This is a genomic window from Paraburkholderia sp. GAS82, assembly GCF_050436285.1.
GTDB lineage: Bacteria > Pseudomonadota > Gammaproteobacteria > Burkholderiales > Burkholderiaceae > Paraburkholderia > Paraburkholderia phenazinium_B.
On sequence record NZ_JBNDLX010000001.1, the window covers coordinates 844,749 to 864,222 of the forward strand.

The window sequence follows — 19,474 nt, forward strand, 5'->3', positions numbered from 1 at the left end:
TAGCAGCCCCACGCCTCAACTTACGACCCCACGCAGACTTATGATTTTTCCGTATCGACTCGAAGCCCGCACTGCGCCCTCACGCTCGATGCAGCTCGCTGTGCCGCTGATCGCCGCACTGCTCACGCTTGCGCTCGGCTTCCTGATTTTCGGCCTGGTCGGCCGCGATCCGCTGGAGGCGATGCACGCGTTCTTTATCGAACCGCTGTCCGATGTGAACGGCTGGTCCGAACTGCTGCTCAAGGCGTCGCCCTTGTGCCTGATCGGACTGGGTCTCGCGATCGGCTATCGCGCCAACGTCTGGAACATTGGCGCCGAAGGGCAGATGCTGCTCGGCGGTATTGCCGCGAGCGGCGTGGCGATCTATTTCGATCAGGCGAGTGGCTGGTGGATTCTGCCGACCATGATGCTGGCGGGCATCGCCGGTGGCATGGTGTGGGCGGCGATTCCCGCGTTCCTGAAGAGCCGCTACAACACCAACGAAATCCTCACGAGCCTGATGCTCACCTACGTCGCGGCCCAGTTGCTGATCTATCTGGTGAGCGGTCCGTGGCGCGATCCGCAGGGCATGAATTTTCCGCTCTCCGAAATGTTCAGCGGCGACGCGCTGTATCCGACGTTCTCCGGCGACTGGCACTGGAAATTCCTGCGCGGCACGCGCCTGAATGCGTCGATCTTCGTCACGCTCGTCGCAATTCCGCTCGTATGGCTGTTCATGCGCAAGAGCTTTGCCGGCTTCCGTATGAACGTGGGCGGCCTCGCTCCGCTCGCCGCGCGCTACGCCGGCTTCTCCGACAAGAAAACCATCTGGACCTCGCTTCTGATCAGCGGCGGTCTCGCCGGGCTGGCGGGCATGGGCGAAATCTCCGGGCCGATTGGCCAGTTGCAGGCCACCTGGTCGCCGGGCTATGGCTTCACCGCGATCATCGTCGTGTTCGTGGGGCGCTTGCATCCTGTAGGGATCGTGCTGGCGAGCCTGCTGATGGCGTTGCTGTACCTCGGCGGTGAAGCGGTGCAGACCTCGATGCAGTTGCCGCAGGCGCTTTCCGGCGTGTTCCAGGGGCTGCTGCTGTTCTGCCTGCTGGGTGCCGACCTGTTTGTGAATTACCGCGTGCGCCGTCGCAATACGACCGCTCACGCGAACTGAAGCCCACTGATTTTCCCCGACCCGGTCTTATGGATATTCAACAAGCTAGCGCGCTCACCTCGAGCGCCGTCACCGCCGCGATTCCGCTGATGTTTGCGGGCGCCGGCGAACTCGTCACCGAGAAATCGGGGGTCCTGAATCTGGGCGTGGAAGGCATGATGCTGATGGGCGCCGTCAGCGGTTACGCAGTCACTGCCGTCACCGGTAGTCCGTGGCTCGGCGTGCTGGCGGCGATTGCGGCCGGGCTCGCCATGTCGCTGCTATTCGGCTTTCTCACGCTGACGATGCTGGCCAATCAGGTTGCCACCGGTCTTTCGCTGACGATCTTCGGCATTGGCTTGTCGGCTTATGTCGGCAAGCCGTACACGTCGGCGGCGGTGCGCGCGTCGATCGATACGTGGACGATTCCTCTGCTCTCGAAGATTCCTGTGCTTGGGCCCGCATTCTTCAGTCTGACGCCGCTCGATTACCTCGCCTTCATCATGTTCGCCGTGGTGGGCTGGTTTCTCTACCGCACGCGTGCCGGCCTCGTGCTGCGCTCGGTGGGTGAGTCGCCGCAGGTGGCGCATTCGGTGGGCTTTCCCGTGATCGGTGTGCGTTACGGCGCGGTTGCATTCGGCGGCGGCATGGCGGGTCTGGCCGGCGGCTACTACTCGATCGTCAATCTGCACCTCTGGCAGGAGCAGCTCACTTCCGGCCGCGGCTGGATCGCGCTTGCGCTGGTGGTGTTCTCGACGTGGCGCCCGGGGCGTCTCCTGATCGGCGCGTTGCTGTTCGGCGCAGTGACCGGCCTGCAGTTTTATGCGCAGGCGATTGGCGTGCCGGTTCCAACCCAGTTCCTCGCGATGCTGCCCTATGTCGCCACGATCGTGGTGCTGGTGCTGATCTCGCGCAATCCGAACACGATCCGCCTGAACGCGCCAGCCTCGCTCGGCAAGCCGTTCTTTGCGGCGGGCTAGGGATCAGCGCGCCACGCGCGCTCGAGTTTCAAATCAGGTTTCAGATTCACTCCATATGCAGTATGTACAAACCCGCTTCACGGCTTGAACGAATCAATCACACGACAGGAGAAAACATGAAGAGAAGAAATCTGCTGACCGCCGCGGCGCTGGGTACGCTTTCGCTCAGTCTCGGCGTCACGCTGACGCAACCGGCACAGGCGGCCGATGTGCCCGGCGTCGCATTCGTCTACCTCGGCAACCCAGGGGATGCCGGCTGGACCTATGCGCACGATCAGGGCTCGAAGGAAGTCGAGGCCAAGTTCGGCAGCAAGATCAAGGTCACCCGCGTCGAGAACGTGCCGGAATCGGCCGACTCGGAGCGCGTGTTCCGCGATCTGGCGAACAAGGGCAACAAGATCATCATCGGTTCGAGCTTCGGCTATCAGGATTTCGAACTGAAGGTTGCGAAGGATTTCCCGGACACCGTGTTCCTGCACGCCACCGGCTACAAGAAGGCGCCTAACTTCGGCACCTATGACGTGCGCATGTATCAGGGCGCGTACCTCGCCGGCGTCGCCGCAGGCTACGTGACGAAGACCAACACGCTCGGCTTCGTGGCCTCGGTGCCGATTCCCGAAGTGATCCGCAACATCAACGCGTACACGCTCGGCGCGCGTTCGGTCAATCCGAAGGTCCACACCAAGGTCATCTGGATCAATAGCTGGTTCGATCCGGGCAAGGAAAAGCAGGCCGCGGAAACGCTGATCGGCCAGGGCGCCGACGTGCTGCTGCAGAACACCGATTCGAGCGCCACGCTGGCCACGGCTTCGGAAAAGCACGTGCATGCATTCGGCTGGGATTCGGACATGAAGAAGTTCGGTCCTGACGCTCACCTGGGTTCGGTGGTCGGCAACTGGGGCGTGTACTACACGGCGGTGGTCCAGCAGGTGCTGGATGGCAAGTGGAAGAACGATCCGGTGTGGTGGGGCATTCCGCAGAAGGCCGTCAGCCTGGATGACCTGAACACGTCGGCGATTCCGGCCAATGCGCTGAAGGATGTCGCAACGAAGCGCGACCAGATCGCAAGCGGCAAGTGGGATGTGTTCGCCGGTCCGATCAAGGATCAGTCGGGCAACGTGAAGGTGCCGGCCGGCAAGACGCTGGCCGATCCGGAACTGCAGCGTCTGAACTGGTATGTGGAAGGCGTGGACGGCGACTTGCCGAAGTAATCGCCACGCGCGTTGGCGGGTGCGACGCGGGTGACTGCCGGCGCCGCGTGCCGGTCAACGCAGACAGTCGACAAGGCGGCGGTTTAGCAACCGCTGCTTTCAAGGGCTGCGTCCTCACGGACGCAGCTTTTTTTACTTATTCGATCCGCAGACCGACCTTGATGGTCACCTGCCAGTGCACGACCTTGTCGTCTTCGATGTGACCCCGCGTCTCGGTCACTTCGAACCAATGCAGATTGCGCAGGGTTTTGGACGCTTTTGCAATGGCGGTGCGAATCGCATCGTCGCTCGATTTCTCAGACGAGCCGGTCAGTTCGATCTGCTTGTATACGTGGTCTTTCATCATCTCCTCCTTCATCTTCAGGTTAGTGAAAAAAGTATAGGCAATCGTGCCCCATTCGCATTGCTGGGTTGTTACGCACATGGCATGCCTGGGACGGAGTGGTCCCTGAAGGCGGTAAAAGCAGCTATGCGCGGGCTAACATCTTGATAACCTGCTAAAATATTGGGTTGTTCGCCGCATATTCATTCAAAGGACGCGCCGTGCTGTCTACCGCCAATATCACCATGCAATTCGGGCCGAAGCCCCTCTTCGAGAACATCTCCGTCAAATTCGGGGGAGGGAACCGCTATGGCCTGATTGGTGCAAACGGCTGCGGCAAGTCGACCTTCATGAAGATTCTTGGCGGCGATCTGGAACCGAGTTCGGGCAACGTGATGCTCGAACCGAATGTGCGTCTGGGCAAATTGCGCCAGGACCAGTTCGCATACGAAGACGTGCGCGTGCTCGACGTGGTAATGATGGGCCACGCGGAAATGTGGGCCGCCATGACCGAGCGCGACGCGATCTACGCGAATCCGGACGCTACAGATGACGACTACATGCACGCCGCCGAACTCGAAGCGAAGTTCGCCGAGTACGACGGCTACACGGCCGAAGCGCGTGCGGGCGAACTGCTGCTCGGTATCGGCATTGCGATCGAAGACCACAACGGCCCGATGAGCAACGTGGCGCCTGGCTGGAAGCTGCGCGTGCTGCTCGCCCAGGCGCTGTTCTCGAAGCCGGACGTGTTGCTGCTGGATGAGCCGACCAACAACCTGGACATCAACTCGATCCGTTGGCTGGAAGACGTGCTCAACCAGTACAACTCGACGATGATCATCATCTCGCACGATCGACACTTCCTGAACCAGGTCTGCACTCACATGGCAGACATGGACTACGGCACGCTGAAGGTTTATCCGGGCAATTACGACGACTACATGCTGGCCAGCACGCAGGCTCGCGAGCGTCAGCAGAATGCCAATGCGAAGGCGAAGGAACGTGTCGCCGATCTGCAGGACTTCGTACGCCGCTTCTCGGCCAACAAGTCGAAGGCCCGCCAGGCCACCAGCCGTCTGAAGATGATCGACAAGATCAAGATCGAGGAATTCAAGCCCTCGTCGCGGCAGAACCCGTTTATCCGCTTCGAATACGAGAAGAAGCTGCACAACATCGCCGTGGTGGCCGACAGCATCACGAAGAAGTACGAACGCACGATTTTCAGCAACTTCAGCATCAGCGTGCAGCCGGGCGAGCGCATTGCCATCATCGGCCAGAACGGCGCCGGCAAGACCACGCTGCTGCGTTCACTGCAGGGTGGCATCAAGACTGAGCACGGTACGGTTAAGTGGGCCGAAAACGCGAATGTCGGTTACATGCCGCAGGACACGTACGAAGAGTTTCCGGACGACATCACGCTGATGGACTGGATCGACGGCTACCGCCAGGAAGGCGACGACGAGCAGATGGTGCGCGGCACGCTGGGCCGGCTGCTGTTCAATGCGGACGACATCCGCAAGTCGGTGAAGGTGCTTTCGGGTGGCGAGAAGGGCCGCATGATCTGGGGCAAGCTGATGCTGGGCCGCCACAACGTGCTGCTGATGGACGAGCCGACCAACCACATGGACATGGAGTCGATCGAATCGTTGCAGATCGCGCTCGACAAATACGATGGCACGCTGATTTTCGTGTCGCACGACCGTGAGTTTGTGAGCGGGCTGGCGAACCGGATTATCGAAGTGCGCACGGATGGCACGCTGTACGACTTCGGCGGCAATTACGAGGATTTCCTGGCTAGCCAGGGCGTGCAGTAAGCAAGAGGCGCTTGCCGCTTCATGATGTAACTCGCGTTGTAGCCATCCTGATCTGATGATGGTTACAACGCGATTCCCGCAGTAACGCGATTCGATCGCGCCTCAATCTCCCCCAGTTTTCCATTCTTCTATCTCCCCACGAATGCCCGGTAGCTTGCCGGCAATCGCGTCGTTGCTCGCTGTTTTACCCGCTCGGTCCCGCGTGCCGTCCCCGCCTCCACAAAAAATGACATCCGCTCTGCGTTTTCCTTGGCGGAGATCAAATTTCGCCTGAGCTTTCACTCGTAGAATCCGGCGGCGTACGCATTTAACTGCGTGGGTTGCGTGTTGCGAAGATGCAGCGGATTTCAGGGGTGGTTCAATGAAAAGCAGGCAAATATGATGAACAAGGGAGTCCTTAACAACAGGGTATGGATACCCCTGGGGGGCGCGTTGGCTGCATGCCTTTCCGGTTGCAGCAAGCTCGATGTGCTCGATCCGAAAGGCAGCATTGGCGCGGCGGAAAAATCGCTGATCGGCACAGCGACCTACACGATGCTGATTGTCGTGGTGCCGGTCATTCTGATGACCCTCTGGTTCGCCTGGCGCTACCGGGCCAGCAACCGCGGCGCGACCTACGCGCCGAAATGGGCGCATTCCACGGCGATCGAAGTGGTGATCTGGACGGTGCCGTCCATCATCATTCTGTGTCTTGGGGTGCTGACGTGGAAGACCACGCACGAGCTCGATCCCTACAAGCCCATCGAATCGGCGGTGAAACCGATCAACGTCGAGGTCGTGGCGCTCGACTGGAAGTGGCTTTTCATCTATCCGGATCTCGGCATTGCATCGGTCAATCAACTGGCCTTCCCGGTGGGTACGCCCGTTAATTTCCTGATCACGTCGGACTCGGTCATGAACTCGTTCTTCATTCCGCGTCTGGGCAGCCAGATCTACGCCATGGCGGGCATGCAGACCCAGTTGCATCTCGTCGCTGATGAAGCGGGCGACTATGCCGGCGTGTCGGCCAACTTCAGCGGCAAGGGCTTCTCCGACATGAAGTTCCGGGCACTCGCCACCAATCCCGAGCAGTTCAACGCGTGGGTGGAGAAGGTCAAGGCGTCGTCCGGCCGGCTCGACATGAACGAATACAACACCGTGGCGCAGCCCAGCGAGAAGGCGCCCGTGCGCTACTTCTCATCGGTCGATCCGAAGCTGTTCCACAACATCATTGCGAAGTACAACAACGGCAACGTTCTCGATCTGCAGAACAGCAATTGCAGTACGAAGGGGTAACACATGTTCGGAAAACTGACACTATCGGCGATTCCGTTCGATCAGCCCATCATCATGGGCGCGGGCGCCCTGATGGCGGTCCTCGTCCTTGCCACGCTCGGCGCGTTGACGTGGTTCGGCAAATGGAAATGGCTGTGGAGCGAATGGCTCACCAGCGTCGATCACAAGCGGATCGGCGTCATGTATATCGTGGTTGCGGTATTGATGCTGCTGCGCGGCTTTGCGGACGCGGTCATGATGCGCCTGCAACTGGCGCTCGCCTATCACTCGCCGGGCTATCTGCCGCCGCATCACTACGACCAGATCTTCACGGCGCACGGCGTCATCATGATCTTCTTCATGGCGATGGCGTTGATGGTGGGTCTGTTCAACCTGATCGTGCCGCTGCAGATCGGAGCGCGTGACGTCGCGTTCCCGTTCCTGAACTCGCTCAGCTTCTGGATGACCGCGATCAGCGCGATTCTGATCAACCTGTCGCTCGTTATCGGTGAGTTTGCGCAGGTTGGCTGGCTCGCGTATCCGCCGCTTTCCGAACTGCAGTTCAGTCCGGGTGTGGGGGTGGACTACTACATCTGGAGTCTGCAACTGTCGGGCGTGGGCACGTTGATCACGGGTATCAACTTCTTTGTCACCATCATCCGGATGCGCGCACCGGGCATGTCGCTGATGAAGATGCCGGTGTTCACGTGGACCGCGTTGTGCTCGAACGTGCTGATCATGGCGACGTTCCCGATCCTGACCATTGCGCTCGCGCTGCTCGGTCTGGACCGTTACCTCGGCATGCACTTCTTCACGAATGATGGCGGCGGCAACGCGATGATGTATCTGAACCTGATCTGGGCCTGGGGTCACCCCGAGGTCTACATTCTGGTTCTGCCGGCCTTCGGCATCTATTCGGAAGTCATCGCGACCTTTGCGAAGAAGCCGCTGTTCGGCTACCGGACGATGGTTTACGCCTCGTGTGTGATCACGGTACTGGCGTTCCTCGTCTGGCTGCATCACTTCTTTACGATGGGCTCGGGTGCGGATGTCAATGCGTTCTTCGGCATTATGACCATGGTCATTGCCATCCCGACCGGCGTGAAGGTGTTCAACTGGCTGTTCACGATCTACCGTGGACGCCTCGAATTCACCGCCCCGGTGCTGTGGACGATCGGCTTCATGATTACGTTCACGATCGGCGGCATGACCGGCGTGATGATGGCCATCCCCGGGGCGGACTTTGTCCTGCACAACAGCCTGTTCCTGATCGCCCACTTCCATAACGCCATCATCGGCGGTGTGGTGTTCGGTTATCTGGCCGGTGTTCACTACTGGTTCCCGAAGGTGTTCGGCATCAAGCTGAACGAAAAACTCGGCAAGGCCGCGTTCTGGCTGTGGTTTGTCGGTTTCTACGTATCGTTCATGCCGCTCTATGTGCTCGGCTTCATGGGCATGACGCGACGTCTGAACCACTACGACAACCCGGCGTGGCATCCGTGGTTGATCGCCGCGGCTTGCGGTGTGGTGTTTATCGCGCTGGGTGTGGTTTGCCAGGTTCTGCAGGTGATCGTCAGCGTGCGCAACCGCAAGCTGCCCGAATACCGCGATGCGACGGGCGATCCGTGGGATGGCCGAACGCTCGAATGGGCCACGGCGTCGCCGCCGCCCGTCTACAACTTTGCGACGATCCCGGTGGTGCATGAACTCGATGCCTTCACGCATATGAAGGAAACCGGGCAGGGCCTCGGCAAGGTGGCGGTATACCGCGACATTCATATGCCGTCGAATACGAGCGCAGGCCTCTTTATTGGCATCTTCAGCCTGTTGCTGGGCTTCGCCGGAGTCTGGCATATCACGTGGCTCGCGGTGGCCGCGCTGGTCGCCATCATGGCGACGGTGATCGGGCGCAGCTTCGGCGATAACGACGGCTACATGATCCCCGCCGAGACGGTCCGGAGGATCGAAGAGCAGGGCGGCGGGGCAGGCGAAACGAAGCATGACGAGCGGCTTGCGGCTGCGGAGGTCAACTGATGTCACATACAACTCATCTTGCCGCACCTGGCGAGCTGGAAAGCGAGCACGCGCCGTCCCATTCGGTATTCGGGTTCTGGCTCTATCTGATGACCGACTGCGTGCTGTTCGCCTCGCTGTTCGCAGTGTTTGCCGTGATGGCGCAGCAGTTCGCAGGCGGTCCCACCGGAAAGGATCTGTTCGATATCCCGGGCGTCGCGCTGGAGACGGCGGTGCTTTTGCTGAGCAGTATCACCTACGGCTTCGCCATGCTCGGTGCGCACAAGCGCAAGTCGGGTGTCGTGCTCGGGTGGCTCGCGATCACCTTTGTGCTGGGTCTGGCGTTTCTCTGGTTCGAAGTGCAGGAGTTCTCGCACCTGATCGCTGAAGGCGCCGGGCCGAGCCGCAGCGCGTTCCTCTCGTCTTTTTTCACGCTGGTAGGCACGCACGGCTTGCACGTCACGGTGGGCCTCATCTGGATGGTGGTGCTGGCCGTGCAGATCGTCCTCAAGCCTGAGATGTCGGAGCGCGAGATTACGCGTCTCGCGTGCCTGAGTCTCTTTTGGCACTTTCTCGACATCGTGTGGATCTGCGTGTTTTCGTTTGTTTATCTTGGGAGCGTGCTCTAAATGGCTCATACCCGATCGCTTCATGAAGAAGAATCGCACGGCAGCGTATCCGGCTACGTCGCAGGTTTCGTGCTGGCGGTGCTGCTGACGGCCGCGTCGTTTGGTCTCGTCGTGCACGGCGTTCTCCCGCCGCAGATAGCAATGATCGCGCTAGCCGTATTGGCTTTGGTGCAGATCGTGGTTCATCTGGTGTTTTTCCTGCACCTGAATACGTCGTCCGGGCAACGTTGGAATGTGATGGCGTTTTGCTACACCGCGGTGGCCGCGATCATTCTGATCGGCGGCACGATGTGGGTGATGCATAACGTCAGCATGAACATGATGTCGCGGTAATTGCGCGCAGCGTTCCCCTGGAGACCTCATGCACCCATCTCATTCGTTTGCGCCGCTGATGATCCGCGGCCGCACGCTGTTACCGATCGTGCAGGGCGGCATGGGCGTTGGCGTATCCGCGCACCGGCTAGCCGGCAGCGTGGCGCGCGAGGGCGCGCTCGGCACAATCGCCAGTATCGATCTGCGTCACCATCACGCGGATCTGGTCGAGGAGTGCCGCGTCAATCCGAACCGCGCCACACTCGAGGCCGCCAACCTCACGGCGCTGGCGCGTGAGATCGGCGCAGCCCGTGCCTTGAGCGAAGGGCGCGGCATGATTGCCGTCAACGTGATGAAGGCGGTCAATGCGCACGCGGATTATGTGCGGGTGGCCTGCGAAAGCGGCGCGGATGCGATCGTCATGGGTGCCGGTCTGCCGCTCGACTTGCCCGATATGACGCGAGACCACGATATCGCCTTGATCCCGATTCTGTCCGACGCCCGTGGCATTGCACTCGTGCTCAGGAAGTGGATGAAGAAGGGGCGCTTGCCCGATGCGATCGTGATCGAACATCCCGCGTACGCCGGTGGCCATCTTGGGGTAACGAACCTGGCGGACATGCAGGACGGGCGCTTCGACTTCGCGAGAGTGTTCGAGGAACTGGAACCGGTGTTTGCGTCGCTCGGCCTGAACCGGCGGGATGTGCCGTTGATCGTCGCGGGCGGCATCAATAGCCACGAGGCCTTGCGCGCCTGCCTCACGGCGGGCGCCAACGGTGTGCAGCTTGGCACCCCGTTTGCCGTCACGGAAGAGGGTGACGCGCATCCCAACTTCAAACGTGTGCTTGCTGAAGCAGCCCCTGAAGACATCGTCGAATTCGTCAGCGTCACGGGGCTGCCGGCGCGCGCCGTTAAAACGCCTTGGTTGATGCGTTATCTGCGCAACGAGACACGCATTCGCGACAAGATCGGCACGCTCAAGAACGCGTGTCCGACGGCGCTCGAGTGTCTGAGCGTGTGCGGTCTGCGCGACGGCATCGAAAAGTTCGGACACTTCTGTATCGATACGCGACTCGCCGCAGCGCTGCGCGGTGATGTGGCCAATGGCCTGTTCTTCCGCGGCCGCGAGACATTGCCGTTTGGCACGGCCATTCGCAGCGTACGCGACCTGATCGAATTGCTGCTGACCGGTTCGGCGCGACCCGCTGTCGCAGGGCGATGGGCGTATTCGCTCGGTTGACGCTGGTCAACGCGACTGATGCTTCAAGCTTCGACAATCCCCGCAATCATCAACCAAACGGGGAACAGAATGAAGCACAGCATCAGCAATCGAATCAAAGCCGCGGTCATCGCATCGTGTCTGCTGGGCATGGGACTCGCGGCGTCTCAGGCCCGCGCTGAGAGCGGCGACGAGATGAACGGCATTCACGCGGGCGACGTGCTCGTGCGCTTGCGGGCCATCAGCATCATTCCGAACGTATCAACGAACAACACCTTGTCGGCGCTGAACGTAAACGTCAACAATGCGATCGTGCCGGAACTGGATCTGACCTACATGATCCGCGACTATCTGGGCGTCGAACTGATTCTGGGGACGTCGCGGCATCAACTGACGTCGAGCCTCGGCAATCTGGGCGGGGTGAACGTGCTGCCGCCCACGCTGCTGTTGCAATATCACTTCAACCACCAGGGGCGCATCCGGCCGTACCTCGGCGCAGGCATGAACTACACGTATTTCTACAACAACGGGCTGAACGTGAACGGCCAGCCGATTTCGATCACCAACCACAGCTTCGGGCCGGCTGTGCAGGCCGGCGTCGACGTGCAGATCACGAAGTCGTTGTTCGTCAATGCGGACATCAAGAAAATCTGGATGAGAACCGATGCCTCGCTCGGCGGGGCATCGCTGGGCCGGCTGGACATCGATCCAGTCGTGGTGGGACTCGGTGTCGGGATGCGCTTCTGATGAGGACGCCGGGGTTTCCCGGCGTTTTTTCATGCCGCGCCCGTTTCTTGCAGAACTGTCATGAACCGGGCCGTCTCGCTGTCACAGCTTGTCGTATTTGAAACGCATCGCGGTGCCTTCCTGTTCGATGCGCACCCACACCGCGCGTTTTTCCTCGTCGCTCAGGAAAACCCAGTTGGAAACCTCGGTAGCTGTGCGCCCGCAGCCCTTGCAGACTTCGTCGAAGAGCGTAGAGCAGACGCCGATGCACGGGCTGTCTGGAAGAGCGTGGAGATTCGAAGCCATTCAAAACCTTGGGACGGGAAGCAGGGAGGTACAGCTATGTTAACCGATGCTGCGGATTCCCTCTGAACGTGCCTCCATACCGTCGCCCCTGGCATCGTCATATCCCTGCGCCACACTTCCTTACAAATAGACTTCACTTCCTGTCGAAACCCGTGCATGGCAAACCACCCGCGGACGGTCTTTTTTTCCCGGTGGACAGGCGGCCATAACCCGCTAAAATTGCGCGCAATTTTGTATCGAACGAACAGGCTGGCGCGCCCGCGCGAACCGTCTGCGCTGTACCCTTTGCGCGACAGCTTCGCGGTTTTTTTGAAGCGCGCAATAATTAGTGGTAGTTTTCGGGTTTTTCAGGAGAGCCGCGGGCGGTGCGCTGCGGCACGTGGAGTGGACGGTCGGCCGAGGCTGACGGATCGGAGAACGGGATGAAAAAACTGGTAATGCGTCAACTCGCGGCGCTGATGCTGTGTGCTACGCCGTGGCTTACGGCCGGCGCAAAAGATACGCAATTGAACGTGTATAACTGGTCCGATTACATCGCCAAGGACACGATCCCGAACTTCACCAAGCAGACCGGCGTTCAGGTCAAATACGACAACTACGACAGCGACGACACGCTGCAGGCCAAATTGCTGACCGGCAATTCCGGCTATGACATCGTGGTGCCGACCAGCAACTACGCCGGCAAGCAGATTGCCGCGGGCATTTTCGCTCCGTTGGACAAATCGAAGCTGCCTAACCAGAAATACCTCGATCCTTCGCTGATGGCGCTCGTCGCCGGCGCCGATCCGGGCAACAAATACGCCGACCCGTGGGCCTACGGTACGACGGGTCTCGGTTACAACGTCACCAAAGTCCAGCAGATCCTCGGCAAGAACGTCCCGCTCGACAACTGGGACATTCTGTTCAAACCCGAAAACATTTCGAAGCTGAAGGCGTGCGGCGTCTCGGTGCTCGACGCGCCTGACCAGATGTTCGCGGCGGCGCTGCATTACATCGGCAAAGATCCGATGAGCACGAACCCGGCGGACTATCGTGCCGCGCTCGACATGATGAAGAAGATCCGCCCGTACATCACGCAGTTCAACTCGTCGGGCTACATCAACGACCTGGTCGGCGGCGACGTCTGCTTCGCCTACGGCTGGTCGGGCGACGTGGTGATCGCGAAGCACCGCGCGGTCGAGGCGAAGAAGCCGTACAAGATCGAGTATTACATTCCGAAGGGTGGCGCACCGGTCTGGTTCGACGTGATGGCGATTCCGAAGGACGCGAAGAACAAGGAAGCGGCGCTCGAATGGATCAATTACATCGAGACGCCGCAGGTCCACGCCGCGATCACCAACGAGGTCTACTACCCGAGCGCGAACCTCGAATCGCGCAAATATGTGGACAAGGACGTGGCGAACGATCCGGCCGTCTATCCGCCGCCTGAAGTCATCAAGACGCTGTTCCTGCTGAAGCCGCTGCCGCCGGAAATCCAGCGGCTGCAGACGCGGCTCTGGACTGAATTCAAGTCCGGCCGTTAAAGTCTGCGGATTGAATGGTCGATAGCAAGGCATGTCCACCAAGCCCCCGGCGTTCACCGGGGGCTTTGTTCGTCAAATGCAGGAGCGAAGTACCACATTATGAGCAGTGACCAGTCGGGTGTGCTGGCGGCGGCCGGCACGCTGCCTCCGGGCAGCTATGCCGCTGCGGGCGATGCAGCGGAAAACTTCGTGCAGATCGTCGATGTCGTCAAGAAGTTTGGCGAGACGGTTGCGGTCAAGCAGGTCAACCTGTCGGTGAAGAAGGGCGAGCTGTTCGCATTGCTGGGCAGTTCCGGTTGCGGCAAGTCCACGCTCCTGCGCATGCTGGCGGGACTCGAGACCGTGACTTCGGGCAAGATCCTGATCGACGGCGAAGACCTCGCGCAGATGCCGCCGTATCGTCGGCCGGTCAACATGATGTTCCAGTCGTATGCGCTGTTTCCGCATATGACCGTCGAGGCGAACGTGGCCTTCGGCCTGAAGCAGGAGAGCGTGCCGAAGGCCGAACTGCAGGAGCGCGTACAGGCAGTGCTCGATCTCGTGCAGATGGGGCGCTTTGCCAAGCGCAAACCGCATCAGCTTTCGGGCGGCCAGCAGCAGCGGGCGGCGCTGGCGCGCAGCCTCGTCAAGCGGCCCAAGCTGTTGCTGCTCGACGAGCCAATGTCCGCGCTCGACAAGCAGATTCGCCAGCGCACGCAGATCGAGCTGGTCAACATCCTCGACAAGGTTGGCGTCACCTGCATCATGGTCACCCACGATCAGGAAGAGGCGATGACGATGGCCGCCCGGCTCGCGGTGATGAGCGAAGGCGAGATCGTCCAGCTCGGCACGCCGCACGAAGTGTATGAGTATCCGAACAGCCGCTTTTCGGCCGAGTTTATCGGCTCGACCAATCTGTTCGACGGCACGGTAGTCGAGGACGAACCGGATCACGTGTTCGTCGAAACCGCCGATCTGCCGGTTCGCCTCTATGTGAATCACGGCATCACCGGGCCGCTTGGCATGCCGCTGACGATTTCCGTGCGGCCCGAGCGTATCGCGCTCACGCGCAAGCCACCTGAGGGCGCGTACAACTGGGGCAAGGGCGTTGTCACGAATATCGCGTACATGGGCGGCTATTCGCTGTACCACGTGAAGCTCGAGAGCGGCAAGATGGTGGTGGCGAACGTCACGAGCCTCGCGCTTTCCGAAATCGAATCGCCGACGTGGGGCGACGAAGTGTACGTACGCTGGAGCGCTTCCGCGGGAGTGGTGCTGACGTCATGAAAAGCGCGCTGAGTTCATTTGCGTCGTGGCCGGTGCGGCGCTTTGGCCTGACTGGCCGCACCGCCGTCGTGGCCGGACCGTTCATCTGGCTGCTGATGTTTTTCCTTGTCCCGTTCCTGCTGGTGGTGAAGATCAGCTTCGCCGACCTGCAGCTGGGCATTCCGCCATACACCGAGCTGACGAGTTTCCAGGACGGCGTGCTGCATATTGCGCTGGACCTGTCGCACTACGCTTTCCTGCTAACGGACAGCCTGTACTTTGCGACGTATGTGAATTCCGTGGTGGTGGCGGCAGTGTCGACGCTGCTGTGCCTGTTGCTGGGCTACCCCATGGCGTATTACATCGCTCGCTCGAACCCGGCCACGCGCAATATTCTGATGATGGCGGTGATGCTGCCGTTCTGGACGTCGTTTCTGATTCGCGTGTACGCATGGATCGGCATCCTGAAGAATAACGGCTTGCTGAATAACTTTCTGATGTCGATTGGCCTGATTCATACGCCGATCGAGTTGTATCATACGAATACCGCGGTTTATATCGGCATGGTGTATTCGTACTTGCCGTTTCTGGTGATGCCGCTGTACGCGCACCTTGTGAAAATGGACATGACGCTGCTGGAAGCGGCTTATGACCTTGGCGCAAAACCCTGGAAGGCGTTCTGGCAGATAACGTTGCCATTGTCCAAAAACGGGATTATTGCGGGCTGTCTGCTGGTGTTCATTCCGGCGGTGGGTGAGTATGTGATTCCGGAATTGCTGGGTGGGGCGAATACGCTGATGATTGGCCGGGTGATGTGGAATGAGTTCTTCGACAATGCCGACTGGCCGATGGCATCCGCGGTGACCTGCGCGATGGTATTGCTGCTGCTGGTGCCGATGGCGCTGTTTCAGTATGCGCAGGCGAAGGCGCTGGAGGAAAGGCGCTGATGAAGCCGAACAGGTTCTTGCAGATTTTCGCGCTCGGGATTGGGTTTTTGTTTCTATACATCCCGATTGTGAGCCTGGTGGTGTATTCGTTCAACGAATCGCAACTGGTGACCGTGTGGACGCATTTTTCGACGCGCTGGTATGCGGCGTTGCTGGGTGATGATGAACTAATCTCGGCGGCGTGGTTGTCGTTGCAGATTGGATTGTTGACGGCGTTTGCATCGGTGTTTATCGGCACATGGGCGGGGTTTGTGCTGGCGCGGATGGGGCGGTTTCGCGGCTTCACTTTGTACACCGGCATGATCAATGCGCCGCTGGTGATTCCCGAGGTGATTCAGGGGATTTCGCTGCTGCTGCTGTTCATCGAAATGGCTAAATGGCTGGGATGGCCTGCCGGGCGTGGGTTGCTCACGATCTGGATCGGGCATGTGATGTTGTGTATTTCTTATGTCGCGATCATTGTGCAGTCGCGGGTGAGGGAGTTGCATCCTTCGCTGGAAGAGGCGGCGCTTGATCTCGGAGCTACGCCGTTGCGGGTGTTTTTCTTTATTACATTGCCGCTGATTTCGCAGGCGCTTGTGGCTGGGTGGTTGCTGTCGTTTACTTTGTCTATTGACGATCTGGTTTTGTCGGCGTTTTTGTCGGGGCCCGGGTCGACGACTTTGCCGCTGGTGGTTTTTTCTCGCGTTCGGTTGGGGCTTAATCCTGAGATGAACGCGCTTGCTACGCTGTTTATTGCTTTTGTGACTGTTGGGGTCGTGGTTGCAAATTATTTTATGCAGCGGAGCGAGAGGAAGAGGGTGGCTTTGGCGGTTTGATTTTTTGGGTTTGTCTTGCGCGGCGTCTTTTCGTTTGGCTTAACGCTCACGCTCAATACGCTGCACACATGCAGCCAGGCGGCCCAAAAAGTACAGCGAAGGGCCGACTGGCGTCACATACTCCTTCACGTAGTGACCATAGCCAGATCGTCAGCGGTTGCGTTGGCAGAAGACGGTGCGTTGTGGCGATCCAGGAAGTCAATGACGAGGCTTTCGTCGGCGCTTATCGACAGTCGGCACTCAACCGGTAGCGAGCCTCCAGCCATCCGTGTCAGAAGCTCGCGCGAAACAGCAGGAAGGATGCGCTGGTTGAGGAACGCGTCGACATTGCGTGCGCCGGATTCGCGTGCGAGGCAAAGCTGCGCGAGCGCCCCGGTCAACGCGTCGTCGCACGTAAGCTCGATGTCGTAAAGACGGTGCAGACGTTCGGCGACCTTCTCAACCTTCAGCCGCACAATCGATGCGAGCGCTGTAGCGTCGAGCGGCCGGTAGACCAGCGTCTGGAAGCGGGCAAGCAGCGCGGGCTGGAAGTGCGCGACGAGTTGTGGGTGGATCGCGTCGTGCAGTTCTGCCTGCGAAATGCCGGGGTTCTCCGCCGTGGCCTCGTCGATCTGCGTGCTTCCGAGATTGGAGGTCATCAGGATCACGCAGTTGCGGAAGTCGATCTCGCGGCCTTCGCCGTCGCGCATCGTGCCACGATCGAACACCTGATAGAACATGTCGAGCACGTCGCGATGGGCTTTCTCCACTTCGTCGAGCAGCACGACGCTGTATGGACGCTGTCGCACAGCTTCGGTGAGGATCCCGCCACGCCCGTAACCGACATAACCGGGAGGTGAGCCCTTTAGTTGCGAAACCGTATGGGCTTCCTGATATTCCGACATGTTGATTGTCGTCAGTGCGGCTTCGCCCCCGAACAGCAGATCGGCGAGTGCGAGCGCCGTTTCTGTTTTACCTACTCCAGACGGTCCTGCGAGCAGGAACACGCCAAGCGGCGAATGCTCGTTTTTTAGACCCGCTTTCGCTGTGCGCAGGCTTTCGGCGAGTGCCGAAAGTGCGTCATCCTGAGCAACCACGCGGGTGGCCAGGCTTTCTTCAAGCGTGAGCAGTCCGGTCAGTTCGTCTTCGAGCAGGTTGCCGACCGGCACTCCGGTCCACTCGGCGACCACGCGGGCGATCGCCCGGGCGTCTACGTCCGCGAAGATCAGCGGCGCTTTGCCCTGCGCACGCGCGAGTGCCTCGCGCGTCTGGGCCAGCGATCCGGTGTCGCCGGCTGCTGCGGCATCACGCTGCTCGAGGAGCGCCTGCACAAGCCCAAGTTCGTGCCCGTAACGTTGCTGCAGAGTCTCCAACTGTGCTTTCGCATCGGTGAGCGCGGCATCGAGCGCAGCGCGACGTTCTTCCGCGCTTTCGATACCTGCGCGCGCATCGTCTTCGAGCGTGGTGCGCTCCAGCTCCAGCGCGGCAAGCGTGGCGCGTGCCCGTTGCAGTTCCGCAGGCGGTGATTCGAGACCCATGCGCACACGGGCTGCGGCCGTATCGATCAGGTCGACCGCCTTGTCTGGCAACTGCCGTGAGGGAATGTAGCGGCGCGAGAGCCTGACCGCGGCCACCAGTGCGTCGTCGCGAATGTGGACGTTGTGATACTTCGCGTAGCGTTCCTTGAGTCCCCGCAGCATCAGGCAGGCAGCCGCGTCATCGGGCTCGTCCACCTTGATCATCTGGAAGCGGCGCTCGAGCGCGGCATCGCGCTCGAAGTATTCCTTGTATTCCGACCAGGTGGTGGCGGCGATCGTGCGCAGCTCGCCGCGCGCGAGTGCGGGCTTGAGCAGGTTGGCGGCGTCGGCGCCGCCTGCTGCGTTGCCCGCACCGATCAGGGTGTGCGCCTCGTCGATGAAAAGCAGGATCGGCACGTTCGAGGCCTGCACTTCATCGATCACATTTTTGAGGCGCTGCTCGAATTCGCCCTTCACGCCCGCACCGGCCTGCAGCAGACCGAGATCGAGCGTGAGAATACGCACGTCACGGATCACGTTCGGCACGGCGCCGTCGGCTACGCGCAGCGCGAGGCCTTCGACGAGCGCGGTCTTGCCGACACCCGGCTCGCCGACGAGGATCGGGTTGTTCTTGCGCCGCCGGGCGAGCACATCGACCATCTGCTGGATCTCCCGGTCGCGTCCGAATACCGGATCGATCTTGCCGTCGCGCGCCTTCGCGGTGATGTCGATTGCAAAGCGGGCGAGTGCGTCGCCTTCCACATTGCGCGTTGCTGTCTGCGCTGTTTTCCCATCTGACGGGTGATTAACGGAATCGGCTCCGGCCGGAACGGCGGACGGGTCGGAAACGACTTCCGGCATCTCTGGCTGGTTCTCGCAGGTTCGCGGCCCGAGGCGCGGCAGCAGGCGTTCGATCTGCGCGCTGCTCACTGAGAGCAGTTGCCAGGCATTGGCCGCACGAAGGACATGCGGGGCCTCGACGATGGCCTGCAGCACATGGCCGGAACGGATGGCCGGATCACTGCCTTCAGCGTGTGTAGAGGCACGGAACCAGGCGTCCTGGATGACAACGGCCAGTTGCGGAGAGAGGCTGGGGCGGCCGCGCAGGTTACGCGGTGTGTGGTCGATGGCCCTGAGCAGTGCATCCCACACGGCATCAACGTTCAGTTCGTAATGGTTCATGATGGCCGGGATATCGCCGTCCCCGGCCTCGATCAGCTTGAGCAGCCAGTGCTCGACTGAAATCTCGTCTGCGAGCCGTGTCTGGCACAGGCTTGCCGCGGCCTCGAGCGCTTTCGCGCAGTGTGGATTGAGCCGCTGCAGAAGCTGGCTGGCGTCGCGGAAGGAAGCGTTTCGGTCGTTGTGCACGGTCATGTTTGGGCTATTCGCACATCTGAAGAGGGGCGGGCCAGCCTGGAGCGGCGCGCCCCGCGCAATAAAAAGGCCAGTCCGAAAGGGCCAGTCCGCGCAGGCAGACTGGCAAGGAAAGGCCGGTAATTCCGAAGACTACCGGGGACGGTGTACCGGCCTCCG

General features: G+C 60.4%; 17 protein-coding genes. 14 read left to right on the forward strand and 3 right to left on the reverse strand.

Annotation, left to right across the window (positions count from 1 at the left end; translation table 11 throughout):
- Nucleotides 1-40: 40 nt before the first annotated feature.
- The 3 genes from P3T17_RS03720 to P3T17_RS03730 all read left to right on the forward strand — a co-directional run bounded on the left by P3T17_RS03720 (nucleotide 41) and on the right by P3T17_RS03730 (nucleotide 3,317).
- A complete protein-coding gene (locus P3T17_RS03720; RefSeq protein ID WP_429404780.1) occupies nucleotides 41-1,147 on the forward strand; it encodes an ABC transporter permease in 1,107 nt (368 codons plus the stop codon).
- A gap of 29 nt (nucleotides 1,148-1,176) precedes the next feature.
- Nucleotides 1,177-2,106, forward strand: a complete 930-nt coding sequence (locus P3T17_RS03725) for an ABC transporter permease (RefSeq protein ID WP_074264347.1) — start codon at nucleotides 1,177-1,179, stop codon at nucleotides 2,104-2,106.
- A 116-nt stretch (nucleotides 2,107-2,222) separates the two neighbouring features.
- Nucleotides 2,223-3,317 carry a BMP family ABC transporter substrate-binding protein gene (locus P3T17_RS03730; RefSeq protein WP_074264348.1) on the forward strand — a complete coding sequence of 365 codons (1,095 nt, stop codon included), beginning with the start codon at nucleotides 2,223-2,225 and terminating at the stop codon, nucleotides 3,315-3,317.
- A gap of 136 nt (nucleotides 3,318-3,453) precedes the next feature.
- Here the strand turns inward: P3T17_RS03730 and P3T17_RS03735 are convergent, their stop codons facing one another.
- Entirely contained in the window at nucleotides 3,454-3,660 is a 207-nt protein-coding gene (locus P3T17_RS03735; RefSeq protein ID WP_074264349.1) for a dodecin, read from the reverse strand.
- A 200-nt stretch (nucleotides 3,661-3,860) separates the two neighbouring features.
- Here P3T17_RS03735 and P3T17_RS03740 point away from each other — a divergent pair, with 200 nt between their 5' ends.
- From P3T17_RS03740 to P3T17_RS03770, 7 genes are all read left to right on the forward strand, one after another.
- The gene (locus P3T17_RS03740; RefSeq protein ID WP_074266035.1) at nucleotides 3,861-5,453 is read left to right on the forward strand and encodes an ABC-F family ATPase; all 1,593 of its coding nucleotides are present in this window, start codon (nucleotides 3,861-3,863) and stop codon (nucleotides 5,451-5,453) included.
- 381 nt (nucleotides 5,454-5,834) lie between these two features.
- Complete coding sequence (gene cyoA, locus P3T17_RS03745) at nucleotides 5,835-6,728, forward strand: ubiquinol oxidase subunit II (protein WP_429405496.1); 894 nt, start codon at nucleotides 5,835-5,837, stop codon at nucleotides 6,726-6,728.
- A 3-nt stretch (nucleotides 6,729-6,731) separates the two neighbouring features.
- Nucleotides 6,732-8,741 carry a cytochrome o ubiquinol oxidase subunit I gene (cyoB, locus tag P3T17_RS03750; protein WP_429404782.1) on the forward strand — a complete coding sequence of 670 codons (2,010 nt, stop codon included), beginning with the start codon at nucleotides 6,732-6,734 and terminating at the stop codon, nucleotides 8,739-8,741.
- Nucleotides 8,741-9,349: a cytochrome o ubiquinol oxidase subunit III gene (gene cyoC / locus P3T17_RS03755; RefSeq protein WP_429404784.1), complete on the forward strand. Its 609-nt coding sequence runs from the start codon at nucleotides 8,741-8,743 to the stop codon at nucleotides 9,347-9,349. The genes cyoB and cyoC overlap by 1 nt, the downstream gene beginning before the upstream one ends.
- Entirely contained in the window at nucleotides 9,350-9,682 is a 333-nt protein-coding gene (gene cyoD, locus P3T17_RS03760) for a cytochrome o ubiquinol oxidase subunit IV (RefSeq protein WP_429404786.1), read from the forward strand. It begins immediately after the preceding gene.
- A gap of 28 nt (nucleotides 9,683-9,710) precedes the next feature.
- A complete protein-coding gene (locus P3T17_RS03765) occupies nucleotides 9,711-10,901 on the forward strand; it encodes an NAD(P)H-dependent flavin oxidoreductase (RefSeq protein ID WP_429404788.1) in 1,191 nt (396 codons plus the stop codon).
- 69 nt (nucleotides 10,902-10,970) lie between these two features.
- Nucleotides 10,971-11,627 carry an OmpW/AlkL family protein gene (locus tag P3T17_RS03770; protein ID WP_429404790.1) on the forward strand — a complete coding sequence of 219 codons (657 nt, stop codon included), beginning with the start codon at nucleotides 10,971-10,973 and terminating at the stop codon, nucleotides 11,625-11,627.
- An 81-nt stretch (nucleotides 11,628-11,708) separates the two neighbouring features.
- On the opposite strand, the gene P3T17_RS03775 is transcribed toward P3T17_RS03770, so the two are convergent.
- The gene (locus tag P3T17_RS03775; RefSeq protein ID WP_074264355.1) at nucleotides 11,709-11,912 is read right to left on the reverse strand and encodes a DUF1289 domain-containing protein; all 204 of its coding nucleotides are present in this window, start codon (nucleotides 11,910-11,912) and stop codon (nucleotides 11,709-11,711) included.
- A 422-nt stretch (nucleotides 11,913-12,334) separates the two neighbouring features.
- On the opposite strand from P3T17_RS03775, the gene P3T17_RS03780 reads away from it, so the two are divergent.
- The 4 genes from P3T17_RS03780 to P3T17_RS03795 all read left to right on the forward strand — a co-directional run bounded on the left by P3T17_RS03780 (nucleotide 12,335) and on the right by P3T17_RS03795 (nucleotide 16,445).
- Complete coding sequence (locus P3T17_RS03780; RefSeq protein ID WP_429404792.1) at nucleotides 12,335-13,435, forward strand: polyamine ABC transporter substrate-binding protein; 1,101 nt, start codon at nucleotides 12,335-12,337, stop codon at nucleotides 13,433-13,435.
- A gap of 99 nt (nucleotides 13,436-13,534) precedes the next feature.
- Nucleotides 13,535-14,701, forward strand: a complete 1,167-nt coding sequence (locus P3T17_RS03785; RefSeq protein ID WP_074264357.1) for an ABC transporter ATP-binding protein — start codon at nucleotides 13,535-13,537, stop codon at nucleotides 14,699-14,701.
- A complete protein-coding gene (locus tag P3T17_RS03790; protein WP_074264358.1) occupies nucleotides 14,698-15,627 on the forward strand; it encodes an ABC transporter permease subunit in 930 nt (309 codons plus the stop codon). The genes P3T17_RS03785 and P3T17_RS03790 overlap by 4 nt, the downstream gene beginning before the upstream one ends.
- Nucleotides 15,627-16,445 carry an ABC transporter permease subunit gene (locus P3T17_RS03795; RefSeq protein ID WP_074264359.1) on the forward strand — a complete coding sequence of 273 codons (819 nt, stop codon included), beginning with the start codon at nucleotides 15,627-15,629 and terminating at the stop codon, nucleotides 16,443-16,445. The genes P3T17_RS03790 and P3T17_RS03795 overlap by 1 nt, the downstream gene beginning before the upstream one ends.
- 125 nt (nucleotides 16,446-16,570) lie before the next feature.
- On the opposite strand, the gene tssH is transcribed toward P3T17_RS03795, so the two are convergent.
- Nucleotides 16,571-19,315: a type VI secretion system ATPase TssH gene (gene tssH, locus P3T17_RS03800; protein WP_429404794.1), complete on the reverse strand. Its 2,745-nt coding sequence runs from the start codon at nucleotides 19,313-19,315 to the stop codon at nucleotides 16,571-16,573.
- Nucleotides 19,316-19,474: the final 159 nt, after the last annotated feature.

What these genes read in the sequence shown, in the direction of transcription:
- P3T17_RS03720 (WP_429404780.1), top strand. Translation starts at nt 41, where the DNA reads ATGATTTTTCCGTATCGACTCGAAGCCCGCACTGCGCCCTCACGCTCG.
- P3T17_RS03725 (WP_074264347.1), top strand. Translation starts at nt 1,177, where the DNA reads ATGGATATTCAACAAGCTAGCGCGCTCACCTCGAGCGCCGTCACCGCC.
- P3T17_RS03730 (WP_074264348.1), top strand. Translation starts at nt 2,223, where the DNA reads ATGAAGAGAAGAAATCTGCTGACCGCCGCGGCGCTGGGTACGCTTTCG.
- P3T17_RS03735 (WP_074264349.1), bottom strand. Translation starts at nt 3,660, where the DNA reads ATGAAAGACCACGTATACAAGCAGATCGAACTGACCGGCTCGTCTGAG.
- cyoA (WP_429405496.1), top strand. Translation starts at nt 5,835, where the DNA reads ATGAACAAGGGAGTCCTTAACAACAGGGTATGGATACCCCTGGGGGGC.
- cyoB (WP_429404782.1), top strand. Translation starts at nt 6,732, where the DNA reads ATGTTCGGAAAACTGACACTATCGGCGATTCCGTTCGATCAGCCCATC.
- cyoC (WP_429404784.1), top strand. Translation starts at nt 8,741, where the DNA reads ATGTCACATACAACTCATCTTGCCGCACCTGGCGAGCTGGAAAGCGAG.
- cyoD (WP_429404786.1), top strand. Translation starts at nt 9,350, where the DNA reads ATGGCTCATACCCGATCGCTTCATGAAGAAGAATCGCACGGCAGCGTA.
- P3T17_RS03765 (WP_429404788.1), top strand. Translation starts at nt 9,711, where the DNA reads ATGCACCCATCTCATTCGTTTGCGCCGCTGATGATCCGCGGCCGCACG.
- P3T17_RS03770 (WP_429404790.1), top strand. Translation starts at nt 10,971, where the DNA reads ATGAAGCACAGCATCAGCAATCGAATCAAAGCCGCGGTCATCGCATCG.
- P3T17_RS03775 (WP_074264355.1), bottom strand. Translation starts at nt 11,912, where the DNA reads ATGGCTTCGAATCTCCACGCTCTTCCAGACAGCCCGTGCATCGGCGTC.
- P3T17_RS03780 (WP_429404792.1), top strand. Translation starts at nt 12,335, where the DNA reads ATGAAAAAACTGGTAATGCGTCAACTCGCGGCGCTGATGCTGTGTGCT.
- P3T17_RS03785 (WP_074264357.1), top strand. Translation starts at nt 13,535, where the DNA reads ATGAGCAGTGACCAGTCGGGTGTGCTGGCGGCGGCCGGCACGCTGCCT.
- P3T17_RS03790 (WP_074264358.1), top strand. Translation starts at nt 14,698, where the DNA reads ATGAAAAGCGCGCTGAGTTCATTTGCGTCGTGGCCGGTGCGGCGCTTT.
- P3T17_RS03795 (WP_074264359.1), top strand. Translation starts at nt 15,627, where the DNA reads ATGAAGCCGAACAGGTTCTTGCAGATTTTCGCGCTCGGGATTGGGTTT.
- tssH (WP_429404794.1), bottom strand. Translation starts at nt 19,315, where the DNA reads ATGACCGTGCACAACGACCGAAACGCTTCCTTCCGCGACGCCAGCCAG.